Here is a 15190-nt window from a genome sequence, read left to right on the forward strand (position 1 = left end):
TTTGCCGCAAATGATAATTCAAGTGAATATGATTTTCGCAGGTTAATCAAATGTTGAAGAACAGGTTAAGGAAAAAGAGCGGCCCGGAAGGCCGTTGTTTTGTCGATCTGAAGTCGTTAATCTGAACCTGAGCAACTGAGGACATCACCATGGTTCAGACGCATTTTCCCCTTCTGCCGGAGTCAACCCTGGCGGCAATCAACACGGTCGGCCAGTGGCTGGCACAGGATGATTTGGGCGATACCCGCGACGTGGCGGCGGTTGACAGGGTTATTCTGGCCGGAAACGCGGTGATGCCGACCATCGACGCTGCCTGCCGTATTGCCGCTGAACACGACGTTCCGTTACTGATTAGCGGAGGGATTGGCCATTCGACCGCGTTTTTGTATGCGGCCATCGCTCAGCATCCGCGTTATCACACTGTCCCGGTAACGGGGCGAGCGGAAGCAAGCATTCTGGCCGATATTGCCCGCCAGTTCTGGCAGATCCCTGATGCGCACGTGTGGGTTGACGATCAATCAACCAACTGCGGAGAAAACGCGCGTTTTAGCTGGAACATGCTCAAACAGCATCATCAGACGTCCGGGCGCGTGCTGGTCGTGCAGGATCCGACCATGCAACGCCGCACGATGGCAACCTTTGCCCGCGTGTGCCGTGACGAGTCTGCTTCGCCGCAGTGGGTCAGCCACCCGGGCTATACACCGGTGCTGAAAAATGGCGAAAACGGGCTGGTGTTCAGCGGGGAGAGCGCTGGCCTCTGGCCGGTAGAGCGTTATCTCTCGCTCATTTTAGGCGAGCTTCCGCGACTCTGTGATGACATGAACGGCTATGGCCCGGCCGGGCGTGATTTTATTGCACACGTTGAATTCCCCGACGAGGTGACTGCAGCGTGGGCACGGTTAAAGCAGGATCCTGTGCTTACGGATGCCCTGAATCACCGGTCGCTTCTCTGAGCAGAGGCCGTTTGCGGTTTTCCCCTCTCCGCGGAGAGGGGACAGGCATTACAGCGAGGCGAATTTGTCCAGCGTGCGCATCAGCTGGGTGACGAAACCGTATTCGTTGTCATACCAGGCGACGGTTTTCACCAGTTGCAGATCGCCAGCCTCTGAAACTTCGGTCTGTGTGGCGTCAAAGACAGATCCAAAGTGGGAGCCGATCACATCAGACGAAACAATCTCTTCATCGGTATAACCAAAAGATTTATTCCCCTGTGTCGCTTTTTTCAGCGCGGCGTTGATCTCCTCAACGGTGACCTTTTTACCCAGAATCGAGACCAGCTCGGTCACTGAACCGGTTTTCACCGGTACGCGCTGGGCGTGGCCTTTCAGCTTGCCGCTGAGGGCCGGAATCACCAGACCGATGGCTTTGGCCGCCCCGGTGGTGTGCGGAATGATATTCTCCGCCGCGGCGCGTGAGGCGCGAAGGTCTTTCCCGCGCGGGCCATCCACCAGCGCCTGCGTGCCGGTATAGGCGTGAATGGTTGTCATGGTGCCCACTTTTATTTCAAACGCATCGTGCAGGGCTTTTGCCAGTGGGGCGAGGCAGTTGGTGGTACAGGAAGCAACGGAAATAATCGTATCACTGGCGTCAATGGTATCGTCATTCACGTTATACACGATGGTTTTCATCTCACCGGCAGGGGCAGAGATCAGCACTTTTTTGGCACCGGCCTCGAGGTGTGCCTGTGATTTTTCTGCCGACGTGTAGAAGCCGGTGCATTCCACGACGATATCCACGCCCGCGGCTTTCCACGGGATATGTTTTGCCTCTTTTTCGGCGTACACGGCGATAGTTTTTCCGTCAACAATCAGGGCGTCTTCGGTGAAATCTACGCTCCACGGGAAGCCACCGTAGTTGGAATCATGCCTGAGCAGGTAGGCCAGCACTTTGGGAGAGGTGAGATCGTTGATGGCGACGACGGTGTTGCTGTCCTGGGTTTCAAGAAGGCGACGCAGGACAAGGCGTCCTATGCGTCCAAATCCGTTAATGCCAATTTTACTCATGGTGTACTCCTGTGAACGCGTCTTTGCGACAGTTTGAACTCATCCAGGCTTAGACCATCACGGACAGGGCGGCAATTGAAGAAGCTTCATGCGAGGGGAAGTATTTGAAAAACCATACAGAAAAATTAATGAATTTTTAAGGAAAGGGGATTATGTTGGCGCGATATCGGTTATTTATCAGGAAATCTCATGCGTACTAAATATACAAGCCTGCAAATTGCTATCCACTGGCTGGTGTTTTTGTTAATCATCGTCGCCTACTGCGCGATGGAGTTCAAAGGCTTCTTCCCACGCACCGCACGGCCGGTAATCAACATGATCCACGTTTCGTGCGGCATCTCTGTACTGGTGTTAATGGTGACGCGTTTAGTGGTTCGCCTTAAATTCCGCGCACCGCCGATTGAACCGAAACCAAAACCGATGGTGACCGGACTGTCCCATCTTGGCCATCTGGTGGTGTATCTACTGTTCATCGCGTTGCCGCTGATTGGTATTGTCATGATGTATAACCGCGGTACTGACTGGTTAGCCTTTGGTCTGGTGATGCCGCACGCGGCAGAATCGAATTTTGATCTGGTCGACGTTCTGAAAGAGTGGCACGAGACGCTGGCCAACGTGGGGTACGTTGTGATTGGTCTGCACGCGATGGCGGCGCTGATGCATCACTATTTCTGGAAAGACAACACCCTCCTGCGCATGATGCCAAAAAAACGCAAGTAACTCATAACAACGAGCCCTGCAGCAGTCTGCAGGGCTTTTTTTTAGCGTTTTATTGCAGTTGAGCGCGCTCTTCCGGGGTTAACTCCAGCGCCTGAGTGGTGCCCGTCTCTGAGGATTTCACGGCCGCTTCCAGTACCGCCATCACCGCCAGCGCCTCGACCGGATGAACCGGATTGGTGATTTTTCCGAGTAGCGCATCACGCACGTTGATGTAGTACTGACGCTGATCGCCTTTCGGCGTGGTAACGGTCTGCGGCTCACCGTTTGCACCAAAGAACACCATGCTGTCACTGTCCTCGCCCCAGGCCTCACTGCCGGGGATCACGCCCGCCAGCAGCTGCGCTTCCTGTTGGTCGATTCGGGCTTTCACCACGCTGCCTTTATCGCCGTGAACGGTAAAACGTGCCGTTCCGCCAGCCACCAGCATGCTGCAGTGCAAAATCACTTTATGTTGCGGATAATCTAAGACCACGTGTGCCCAGTCGTTAATTTCCGCGCCGTCACGCAGCGTGGCGATATTGCCCTGTACCGACTGTGGCAGTCCAAAGAGCTGCAGCGTCTGGTCAATCAGGTGCGGCCCCAGATCAAACCACAGACCGCTACCGGGCACGTTTTGCTCTCTCCAGCGCACGCGCACTTCCGGGCGGAAACGGTCAATGTGCGACTCAAGGTGTTTGACCTTGCCAAGGGTTCCTTGCTCAATAATCTGCTTAATGCCGAGGAAGTCGCTGTCCCAGCGGCGGTTATGGAAGACGGAGAGCAGCCGTTGCTTCTCTTGCGCCAGGGCAATCAGGTCGCGTGCTTCCTGCATGTCGAGCGTGAACGGTTTATCCACGACCACATGTTTGCCTGAATTCAGGGCAAGCGTTGCCAGCGGCGCGTGGGTGGCGTTAGGGGAGGCAATCACCACCAGATCGACATCGGGATGCTGAATTGCCTCTTCCGGGGTTGCCACCACCTGAACATCAGGAAGATCGCGTTTAACCTTCTCTTCATCACGAGACGAAACCACCGCCAGCTTAAGGCCGTCCACGGACTGGATCAGCGGGGCATGGAAGGTCTTGCCTACAAATCCATACCCGATCAGCGCAATGTTGATTGTCTTCTCTTTACTCATGACCTTCTCCACGTTATTTCGCGCAAACCGTAATGTGCATTGCGCCAGGGTCCCCAAGCTCAGGCCAGGGACGATCTAAAAAGAGGTGCTGGATGTTGGATAATCCGCTGATCAGATACGGTTCACAGCGGTTTAGTTTCAGATGGTCGGCGACAATCCAGCGCTCATGGCTGGCCGCGAGCATCGCCCGTTTGACCTCGGCATCGGCCTCTTTTCCGGCGCTCAGACCGAGTTCAGCATGGATAGCACAGGCTCCCAGAATGGCGATATCCGCGCGGTAGCGTGACAGCAGGGAGAGGGTGGCGCTGCCGGCAAACAGTCGCTGCTTGTGATCCCATTTTCCGCCGAGCAGGATCAGTTCGATATCGTCACGGTCGCTGAAGTGCCACGCGATATCCAGCGAGGTGGTGATGATTGTCAGCGGTCCCTTCAGGAACGAGGCGACAGCCATTACCGTGCTCCCCGCATCCAGAAACAGCGTCGAACCTGGCGGAACAGCCTGCGCCACCTGTTTACCAAGACGTTGTTTGGTTTCCGGCAGCAGTGTATTGCGCCCCTGACGATTCATGGCCGACAGATTCAGGGCAATTGCCCCGCCGTGGTTCTTTTGCGCCAGCCCCTGTTTCTCGAGATCGGTCAGATCCCGGCGGATGGTGTCCGCTGAGACCTGGAGTTTGTCCGCCAGTTCCGTAATGCTGGCCTGCCCGTGCTCACTAATGATATCAAGCACATATTTTTGTCTGGCCGTTTTGTGCATGGATGAATCCCGCAAAATGTCGCAATAAGTTGCATATTACAGCATTTTGCCGCAGAGGGAAGGGTGTTGATCGCCAGTAAGTATCAATGTCCGGTATTGTTCACATTGGTTATTATTAAAATGTTATTAATACGGTGTGAGTGATTCATTCCAAATGTTAACAGCAATGTTATTGTTGTGTTTTATTAAACACACTGGCGGATATAACCATTGTGATACCAATATGCAACCATTAATGCTTTAATGAAATTAATAAATAGCAATAAATTCTGTGTATATTTATATACACAGATATTAATGTTGTATATGGCATTATGGTTACTTAAACTGACATTTCTTTGAAAATCTTTGTGTCTGACGCATGCTGAAATTAACGCAAAAATGTGCATCCGGCGATTCTAAAATTTTACTTAAATAACAAAGACTTTATTTGTTTCATTTGAAAGCCCCTTTTTAAGGTTTTGTCCAGAAACCCCATCTTTTTTCTTATCTGTAACACCACATTAACATTGTGGGTGTAGTTGCCTATAGCGCATTTTGTTATGCTGCAAACCAGTTAAAGAAATAAGTAAATTCTTATTGTCATAAGAATATGGTCGGCTCTCATCTCCAATGGAAATGGGGTTGGGGAGCGTTTGTCCAATATTTATTCGGACCCAGGTAAGATATTTGTCGAATTATTTATACCCCTTTAGGGGTAAATATTTAAGCGTCATTCAGAGTCAGGGAGATAAAAATGACTATCATGCGAAATAATATGTTGCTGAGATTTCCAGTCGCCCTGGCATTAATTTCGTTGGCCTTTAATACGGCCTCTGCGAATAGCCGCCAGGTGGGGATTGCTCCGATTGCCGCGACAACATTAAAAGAGAGTATTCTTTTTGCCATCGATCGCGATCCGTCGATTAGCCAGCAGGCCGCGCAACTGGGAATAGGTCAGGCACAAATAGATGAAGCACGCAGCGGCTGGATGCCACAAATATCGTTAAACGGTAGCACCGGCCATAGCCAGACCACCGATTCCAGCGGCTCGCTGCGCAATTCTGCGGCCTGGGGATTGAGTCTGACGCAGCTGGTATACGATTTTGGCAAGACCAACAACAGCATCGACCAGTCCACGGCGCAGCGCGATAGCTATCGTTACCAGTTGATGAGCACTTTGTCTGCGGTGGCGGAAAAAACGGCGCTCAGCTACGTAGAAGTTAAACGCTATTCCGACCTGTTACAGGCCGCCAAAGAGAACGTTCAGGCGCTCAAAAACGTTGAACAACTGGCCAAGCTCCGCGCCAACGCAGGCGTCAGCTCAACCTCTGACGAGCTTCAGACGCGCACGCGCATTGCCGGTATGCAGGCCACGGTCGAGCAGTATAACGCGGCGTTAAACAGCGCCCGCGCACGGCTTGCGGTGTTGACTGGCATGGAGGCCGAGCGCTATTCACCTGTACCGGCGAAGCTTGCCGTTGAGCAAGATTCGCTTAATCGCATTGATTACTCGGCCATACCGGCGGTCATGGCCGCGCAGAATATGGAGCGTTCAGCTCAGTATGGCGTGGCAACGGCAAAGTCTCAGCACTGGCCGACGTTAAGCCTGAAAGGAGGCCGCACCCGCTACGAGTCCGACAACCGTTCTTACTGGGATGACCAGATTCAGCTCAATATTGACGCACCGCTATACCAGGGGGGCGCCGTTTCAGCCCGTGTTCGCCAGGCCGAAGGGGCAAGGGCCATGGCATCGTCTCAGGTTGACCAGGCGCGGTTCGATGTCCTGCAAAAAGCCTCTGTCGCGCAGGCTGACTGGACCGGCGCGCAGGGGAGAATGCAGGCGGGGAAGCTGCAGCTGGAAAGCGCGTTACGCGCCCGGGATGTTTACAGAAATGAATATACCCTGAGCAAGCGGAGCATTAACGATTTGCTCAGCGTTGAACAGGATGTCTGGCAAGCCACCTCAGCCAAAATAATGGCTGAATATGATGGCTGGAGTTCGGCGATTAATTACGCATCTGCCGTTGATAATTTGATGCCGCTGATCGGCATAGAGAAAAACGCTGCCGCAAAATTACCTGATTTGAGTTAAAAAACACGCGTCTTTTTGTGCGAAATAAGTAAGAAAATAATGGGTGTTTTTTCCCAGGGATAGCTACATCCATTTGGTGGACATATCCACAGGAATCCGGACACCTGCAAGGAGAGGAAAATGAGTAACGTAAAAATTGTTGATGTCATCATTCGCAAAACGGCCGAGAAAACGAAATTAACCGGAGAGGGTAATTTGTCGGTTTCTATTTCTTCGCCGAGTGTGATTGAAATTCAGGGTTCTGCTCAGGATGTTGTGCGTTATGTTCGCCAGGGTAAAGACCTGCTTATTTATATGAAAGACGGCAGCGTTATTCGCTGCAATAACTATTTTGTTGAAGATCCACAGACCCATAATCAATCAGAACTGGTCTTCAACGATCAGCAGGAACTGACGCATATTTCTTTTGCCGATGCCGGGGAAGCGTCTGGCGTTGCTGTTACCGAGTTAACCGCGCAGGCTACGCCGGTTGCCAGCATTGAGCCTTTCCTTGAGCAGGGAAGCGTTCTCAATGACGCGCCATGGGGATGGATTGCAGGCGCTGCGTTGGGCGGCGGTGCCATTGGCGCACTGCTGGCGCACGGGGGTGACGGCGAAACCAAAACCAAAGTCATCGACAACACCAAAGATTTTGAAAGCGCGACGCCGACCTTTTTGCTGACGGACAACGCGGGTGATAAGCAGGGTGTGCTGAGTGGAAAAGCGATCACGGACGACAACACCCCAACCTTCAGCGGTACCGGGCAACCGGGCGCGACCATTCAGGTTAAAGACAGCAACGGAAGCACCATTGCCAGCACCATGGTCGGGAAAGAGGGTACCTGGACCGTAAAACTCCCGACTCAGGCTGACGGCGAACATACCTGGTCTGTCGTGCAAATCGACGGGAGCAAAACGACGCAGGCGGGCAGCATTACCGTCACAATCTCTACCGCTGACGCCAGCATCACGCTGGGGACAACGGCCGGTGACAACGTGATCAATGCCAGCGAACACTCCGCTGGCTTTACGCTGTCCGGCACCAGCAAAAATCTGGCGCAGGGAACCGGGCTTACCGTCACGCTGAACGGCAAAACCTACACGGCGGAAGTGGGGGCCGGCGGCGCATGGAGCGTAAACGTGCCTGCCGCGGATGCACAGGCGCTGGGTGACGGCACCTGGACGGTGAACGTCAGCGGTAAAGACGCCGCGGGCAATACCGTGAGCGGCAGCCAGACGATAGGTGTGGATACCAACGCGCCAGCGCTTTCTGTTGATACGATTGCGCAGGGCAACGTCATCAACGCGGCTGAGCACAACCAGGCGCTGACGCTCACCGGTAAAACCGATGCGGAAGCCGGCCAGATTGTGACGGTAACGCTCAACGGGAAAAATCATACCGCCACGGTGGGGAGCAACGGCACGTGGTCCGTTACGCTGCCCGCCAGCGAGGTGCAATCGCTGGCGAATGGCGACCATACGCTAACGGTGAACGTCAGCGATAAAGCGGGGAACGGATCTTCCACGACCGTCGATTTCACCGTGGATACCGCCGCCCCGGTCGTGACGATTAACACCGTTGCTGACGACAATATCCTCAATACCAGCGAGCAGGGCCAGGCGCAGATTATTTCTGGTACGGCGAGCGGCGCCGCAGCAGGGGATGTCGTGAGCGTAACCGTTGGCGGTCAGACCTTCACCGGTGTGGTGCAGCCGGACGGCAGCTGGAGCGTGGGTGTGCCTGCGTCCGTGGTGGGCTTGCTGGGAGAAGGCAACCACAACATTACGGTTTCCGTTACCGATGCCGCGGGCAATACCGGCAGTGCCACACACGGCATTACGCTAAGCGGTAACCCACCGGAATTTACCGTTCATGCCATCAGCCAGGATAACGTTCTCAATGCTCAGGAGGCTATGCAGCCGCTGAGCCTGACCGGCACCAGCACGCTGCCAGACGGCAGCGCCATCACCGTGACGCTGAACAACGTCAATTATCAAACCGTTGTCGAGAACGGGAGCTGGTCAGTTCAGGTACCGGTTTCCGACGTCCTGCAACTGGCGAACACGCTGTACACCGTCAGCGTCAGCGGTACCGACAGCGTGGGCAACAGCGGCTCAGCAGAGGCCACACTGCTGGTTGATACCGTGTTGCCACAGGTGGTCATCAATACCTTTGCCGGCGACAACCGGGTGAATAACGCCGAAGTGGCCGCCGATCAAACGATCAGCGGTCGTGTCACGGGTGCAGCGGCAGGGGATACGGTGTCTGTTTCCGTTGGCGGCAAGCATTACAGCGCCACCGTGGGTAGCGATCTGACCTGGAACCTCACTATCCCGTCTGCGGATCTCAAGGCATTCGGCGACGGCGACCTGACCATTACCGCGTCAGTCACCAACAGCCACGGCAATACGGGCAGCGGCGAGCGCGATATCAATATCAACGCGGCGCTGCCGGGTCTGCGCGTTAACACCCTTTCCGGTGATGACGTGATCAATGCCATTGAGCAGCATCAGGATCTTACCGTGACCGGCTCCAGCAGCCATCTGGCCGCAGGCACGCAGATCACCGTCACCATCAATAACGTCGACTATGTCACCGTGGTCAACGCCACCGGTGGCTGGCAGATTGGTGTCCCGGCGAGCGACCTCCAGTCCTGGACGCCGGGCCATATCGCGGTGCACGTCAGTGCAGAAGATGCGTGGGGCAATGCCGTTGCCGCTGAACATCCGATCGAACTCGACCTGAACGCCGTGGCGGTTACTGTTGATGTCATCTCCGGTGATGACCGGCTGAACGCGGCGGAAAAAGGCAGCGATCTCACGCTCTCTGGCCAGACGCAGGGCGTGGAAGCCGGGCAGACTGTGGTGGTGAAATTCGCCGATCGGACCTATACCGCGCAGGTGCAGCAGGACGGCTCCTGGAGCCTGACCGTACCGGCCAGCGCCATGGAAACGTTGATTGACGGCCGCGCGCAGGTGAGCGTCAGCGTGACGAACGTTAACGGCAACAGCGCCGATGCGTCGCGCGTGGTGACGGTCGATACGCTGCCTCCGGACATCACGATCAATAATCTGACCGATGACAACATCATCAGTGCCGCCGAAGCGCAGCAGGATATCGTGTTAAGCGGTAGCAGCACGGCGGAAGCGGGCCAGACGGTCACCGTCGCGCTGAACGGTAAAACCTACCAGACCACCGTTCAACATGACGGTAGCTGGCAACTGACAGTACCTGCCGCGGACGTCGGCGCACTGGTCGATGGCACCGTCACGATAACGGCAACCGTGAGCGATGTGGCAGGTAACAGCAGCAGCACGGATCGCGTCGGGCTGGTGGATGCCACCGTACCGCAGGTGACCATTAACGATTTTGTCACCGATACCAATACCATAAACCAGCTTGCCCATACCCAGGCGCAGGTCCTCAGCGGCTCCGTGACCGGAGCGGCAGCGGGTGATTGGGTCACGGTGACCATCAATAACGTGGATTACACCACCGTGGTGGATGCGGCGGGCAACTGGAGCCTCGGCCTGCCTGCGTCTGTGGTACAGGGCCTGGCGGACGGAACCTGGACGATTACGGTCTCTGTGACCGATCAATCTGGCAACACCGGCAGCAGCACGTTGGAGGTGGTGGTTAATACCGTGACGCCGGAGATAGGTATTCACACTCTGGCGGCGGACGACGTGATTAACGCCACGGAAAAAGGCGAAAACCTGCTGCTTTCCGGAACCAGCAACCAGCCAGAAGGCACCCCGATCACCGTGGCCCTGAATGGCATTCACTACACCGCCATTACGGATGCCAGCGGTAACTGGCGTGTTACCGTACCGGCCTCCGCAGTAAGCGCGCTGGGCGAGGCGCACTATACGGTGACGGCGAGCGTCACGGACAGTGTGGGTAACAGCGCGTCGGCCACGCACGATGTGCTGGTAGACAGCTCGCTGCCGGTGGTCACGCTCAACACGCTGGCGGGCGATAACATCATCAACGCGGCGGAACTGGCGGCAGGCCAGACCCTGACGGGGAAAGTCGCCAACGCGGCGGCAGGCGACATTGTCACCCTTACCCTGGGCGGCCAGACGTATACCGTTGCGGTGCAGGACGATCTTACCTGGAGCCTGCCGTTAACCCAGAGCCAGTTAACCGCGCTCGGTAACGGTGAGCTGACGGTTACGGCCAGCGTGACGAATGCGCACGGAAACACCGGTTCTGCCGCGCTGGACTTCACCATCGACGCCCAGTTGCCTGGTCTGCGTATTGATACCGTGGCGGGCGACGATGTTATCAATATCATCGAGCATGGGCAGAATCTCATTGTTTCCGGTACCAGCACCGATCTTGCAGCGGGCAGCAGCGTTACCGTGACCATTAACAACATTGAGTACGTCGCCACGGTCCTGGCCGACGGAACCTGGAAAGCGGCGGTGCCTGCGGCAGATGTCAGCAAGTGGCCGGACGGTCCTCTCGACATTACAGCCCGCGCACAGGATGCTTCCGCCAACCTGGTGAATATCGGGACCGTGGTGGATGTCGATCTCGCCCCGGTCGCGATAAGCGTTAACAGCGTGACCCCTGATAACGTGCTGAATGCGGCGGAGAAGGGACACGATCTGGCGCTCTCCGGCACCACGTCTGGGGTCGAAGCCGGTCAGACGGTGACGGTCACCTTTGGCGGCAAAAGCTACACCACCACCGTGGATGCGAATGGCAACTGGGCTTACACCGTTCCGGCTGCGGATGTAAGCGGCCTGAAAGAGGGCGATGCCCGCGTTCAGGTGAGCGTGAGCAACGTGAATGGCAACCCGGCCTCTTCGTCACACGAATTCAGCGTCGATACCACTGCGCCGGCGGTCACCATCAATACGGTCAGTCACGACAACATGCTCAATGCGGCAGAGGCGGCACAGGATCTCACCCTGAGCGGCACCTCGACTGCCGAAGCGGGGCAGACGGTCACGGTGACCTTTAATGGCAATCAATACACCGCACAGGTACAGGCTGACGGCAGCTGGACGCTTGACGTGCCGGCAGCCGATCTGGCCGGTATCACCGACGGCACAGCCGTCGTTACGGCGACCGTGTCGGATAAAGCCGGTAACCCGGCCAGCACGGATGCGTCTGTGCTGGTGGACACCACCGTGCCGCAGATCACCTTCAACACCGTTGCCGGTGATGACATTTTGAATATTGCTGAACACGGTCAGGCGCTGATCGTTTCTGGCACAGTCACCGGGGCACAGGCAGGCGACGTGATCACCGTGACGCTGAACGGTAAAAATTACAGCGCAATGCTGGACGCGTCCGGCAACTGGAGTATGGGTATTCCGGCGGCTGACGCGGGCGCGCTGGGCAATGGCGACCATACGATGTCTGCGACCCTCACCGACAAAGCGGGCAACAGCACCACGCAGACGCATGAGATTGCGGTTTCCCTGACCGCTCCGGTTATCGCTATCAATACCGTTGCGGGCGATGATGTGATCAATGCCATCGAGAAAGGCGAAGATCTGCAACTCTCCGGCACCAGCAACCAGCCGGACGGCACCACGATCGTCGTGACCCTGAATGGCATTAACTACACTGCCACGACTGACGCCAGCGGCAACTGGAGCGTGACGGTACCGGCAGCAAACGTCTCGGCGCTGGGCGAAGCGAACTACACCGTCACCGCGAGCGTGACCGATACCGCAGGCAACAGCGCGAGCACCAGCCATCAGGCACTTGTCGACAGTGCGCTACCGGTGGTGACCATTAACGCTGTCGCCATTGATGATGTCATCAATGCGGCGGAAGTGACTGCGGGACAGACCCTGAGCGGAAAAGTCAGCGGTGCCGCAAGTGGTGACACTGTCACGATTTCAATGGGGGGCAACACCTGGACCGCCACTGTTCAGGATGATCTGAGCTGGTCGGTCAATGTGCCGTCTGAAGTCTTAAAGGCCATTGGCAACGGCGATTTGACCGTGACGGCAAGCGTCACTAACGGTCACGGCAATACCGGCTCCGGCAGCCGCGACATCACCATTGATGCCAACCTGCCGGGTCTGCGGGTCGATACCGTGGCGGGCGACGATGTGATTAACAGCATCGAGCATGGCCAAAACCTGATTATTAGCGGCTCCAGTGATGGGCTGAAAACAGGTACTGCGTTGACGGTGACCGTCAATGGTAAAACCTATGCGGCGACGGTTCTGGCAGACGGGACCTGGACGGCAGCGATCCCGGCCGCCGACGTCAGCGCGCTGAACGCAGGCAAGGTGACGGTAACCGTTGAGGGTCAGAGCACCGCAGGAAACCCGGTGACGATCGCGCATGACGTCACGGTCGATCTGGCCGCGGTGGCGATCAGCGTCAACGCGATTGCCACCGACGACGTGATCAACGCGGCGGAAAAAGGCACTGATCTGGTCCTGTCGGGTACCACCACCCATGTCGAAGCTAACCAGACCGTGTATATCACCTTCGGCGGCAAGTCTTACACCGCGACCGTGGATGCCAGCGGTAACTGGACCGCTACCGTGCCTTCTGCTGATTTAGGCAGCCTGAAGGAGGGCGATGCCAGCGTGCAGGTGAGCGTCACCAACGTGAACGGCAACAGCGCGTCAGCGGGCCGTGAATACAGCGTGGATACGACCGCGCCGACGGTCATTATCGACATTGTCAGCGACAACAACATCATTAATGCGTCTGAAGCGCAGCAGGATTTGGTGGTTAACGGCATCACGAACGCGGAAGCGGGTCAGACCGTGACCGTTACGCTGAACGGCAAGGATTACACCACCACCGTGCAGGCGGATGGCAGCTGGAGCCTGAGCGTACCGTCAACCGACCTGAGCGGCATTATCGACGGAAACTACACCATCACCGCGGCGGTATCCGACAAAGCGGGTAACCCGGCCTCGGTGGATCGTGACGTGCTGGTGGATACCACGGTGCCGCAGTTGACCATTCACACCGTTTCGGATGACGACGTCATCAACAGCGTTGAGCACGCGCAGGCGTTGATTGTCACCGGGTCTGTCACCGGCGCGGCAGCGGGTGATGTGGTCACCGTCAGCATCAATAATAAATCTTACACCGCCACGCTGGATGCTGCGGGCAACTGGAGCGTGGGAGTGCCTGCGGCCGACGTCAATGCTCTGGCCGCCGGGGATCACACCATCACCGCGACCCTGACCGATAAAGCGGGCAACAGCAACAGTGCGACGCACGACGTGGCCGTCAACCTTACCGCTCCGGTGCTGACCATTGACACCGTTTCAGACGACGATGTCATCAATAGCACCGACAAAACGCAGGATCTCACCCTCACCGGCTCCGCGTCAGGTCTGGCGGCGGGCGCGATCGTCACCGTGATGCTGAACGGCAAAGCCTACAGCGCGACGGTGGATGATAACGGGCTGTGGACGGCTACCGTTCCGGCGGATCAGGTCGGCGCACTGGGTGAAGCGATCTACACCCTCACCGCGTCTGCAACCGATGCTGTTGGCAACAGTACCAGCGTGACTCACACCGTGAACGTGGAGTCTGTCTTGCCGGGTGTCACCATCAACACCGTGGCTGGCGACGATACTATCAATACCATGGAGCTGGCGACCGGCCAGACTCTCAGCGGTACCGTGGTGAATGCCGAAGCAGGCAACACCGTCACCGTGATCCTCGGCGGTAACACCCTGACCGCCACGGTGCAGGATGACCTGACCTGGTCCGTCAACGTACCGCAGTCCGTGTTAACCGCACTGGGTAACGGCGAACTGACCGTCACCGCCAGCGTGACTAACGGCGTGGGCAACAGCGGCACCGGCGAGCGCGATATCACCATCGACGCCAGCCTGCCGGGACTGCGCGTGGATACCGTGGCGGGTGACGATGTGATCAACAGCATCGAGCATGGTCAGAACCTGATCGTGACCGGCACCAGCGAAGGACTGGCGGCAGGGACCGCACTGACCGTAACGGTAAATAATAAAACCTATCCGGCCACCGTGCTGGCTGACGGCACCTGGAGTGCGGCTATTCCGGCGGCCGATATTGGCGCGCTGGCGGCAGGCACGGTAGCTGTCACCGTTGAGGGGCAGAACAGCGCCGGTACGCCGGTGTCCATTACCCACAATGTGACGGTGGACCTTGCGGCGGTCGCCATCGGGATTGACGCCATTGCCACGGATGATGTGATTAACGCGGCTGAGAAGGGCGCGGACCTGGTGCTCTCTGGCACCACCTCCAGCGTGGAGGAGAATCAGACCGTCAGTATCCTCTTCGGCGGTAAAACCTATACGGCGTCGGTGGATGCCGACGGCAAATGGACGGCGACGGTGCCGTCTGCMGACCTGRCCGGYCTGAAAGAGGGCGATGCCAGCGTGCAGGTGAGCGTCACCAACGTCAACGGCAACAGCGCGTCTGCGGGCCGCGAGTACAGCGTGGAYACCACCGCRCCGTCCGTAACGATTAACACCCTGGCGGCTGACGACATCCTGAATGCGACCGAAGCGAAAGCTGACCTGACGGTGTCCGGTACCAGCACCGCCGAAGCGGG

7 protein-coding genes are annotated in these 15190 nt (G+C 56.9%); 4 read left to right on the forward strand and 3 right to left on the reverse strand.

The window, feature by feature from the left end; genetic code table 11:
* Positions 1–149 precede the first annotated feature (149 nt).
* Entirely contained in the window at positions 150–953 is an 804-nt protein-coding gene (locus tag JTA15_RS06125; protein ID WP_044866483.1) for a YdcF family protein, read from the forward strand.
* Positions 954–1001: 48 nt separating this feature from the next.
* On the opposite strand, the gene gap is transcribed toward JTA15_RS06125, so the two are convergent.
* Positions 1002–2003: a type I glyceraldehyde-3-phosphate dehydrogenase gene (gap, locus tag JTA15_RS06130; RefSeq protein WP_219372977.1), complete on the reverse strand. Its 1002-nt coding sequence runs from the start codon at positions 2001–2003 to the stop codon at positions 1002–1004.
* A gap of 189 nt (positions 2004–2192) precedes the next feature.
* Between gap and cybB the strand changes: the two genes are divergently transcribed.
* A complete protein-coding gene (gene cybB / locus JTA15_RS06135) occupies positions 2193–2723 on the forward strand; it encodes a cytochrome b561 (protein WP_032678116.1) in 531 nt (176 codons plus the stop codon).
* Positions 2724–2772: 49 nt separating this feature from the next.
* Here the strand turns inward: cybB and JTA15_RS06140 are convergent, their stop codons facing one another.
* Both JTA15_RS06140 and JTA15_RS06145 read right to left on the reverse strand, forming a co-directional pair.
* Positions 2773–3840 carry an oxidoreductase gene (locus JTA15_RS06140; protein ID WP_020884209.1) on the reverse strand — a complete coding sequence of 356 codons (1068 nt, stop codon included), beginning with the start codon at positions 3838–3840 and terminating at the stop codon, positions 2773–2775.
* A gap of 13 nt (positions 3841–3853) precedes the next feature.
* A complete protein-coding gene (locus JTA15_RS06145; protein WP_219372978.1) occupies positions 3854–4597 on the reverse strand; it encodes a DeoR/GlpR family DNA-binding transcription regulator in 744 nt (247 codons plus the stop codon).
* A 736-nt stretch (positions 4598–5333) separates the two neighbouring features.
* On the opposite strand from JTA15_RS06145, the gene JTA15_RS06150 reads away from it, so the two are divergent.
* Entirely contained in the window at positions 5334–6671 is a 1338-nt protein-coding gene (locus JTA15_RS06150) for a TolC family outer membrane protein (RefSeq protein WP_219372979.1), read from the forward strand.
* Positions 6672–6791: 120 nt separating this feature from the next.
* The coding region (locus JTA15_RS06155) for an Ig-like domain-containing protein (protein WP_219373234.1) at positions 6792–15190 on the forward strand (8399 nt) is incomplete at its 3' end.

Origin of the sequence: Enterobacter sp. BIDMC 29 (assembly GCF_019378755.1) — a bacterium.
GTDB classification, from domain to species: domain Bacteria; phylum Pseudomonadota; class Gammaproteobacteria; order Enterobacterales; family Enterobacteriaceae; genus Enterobacter; species Enterobacter ludwigii.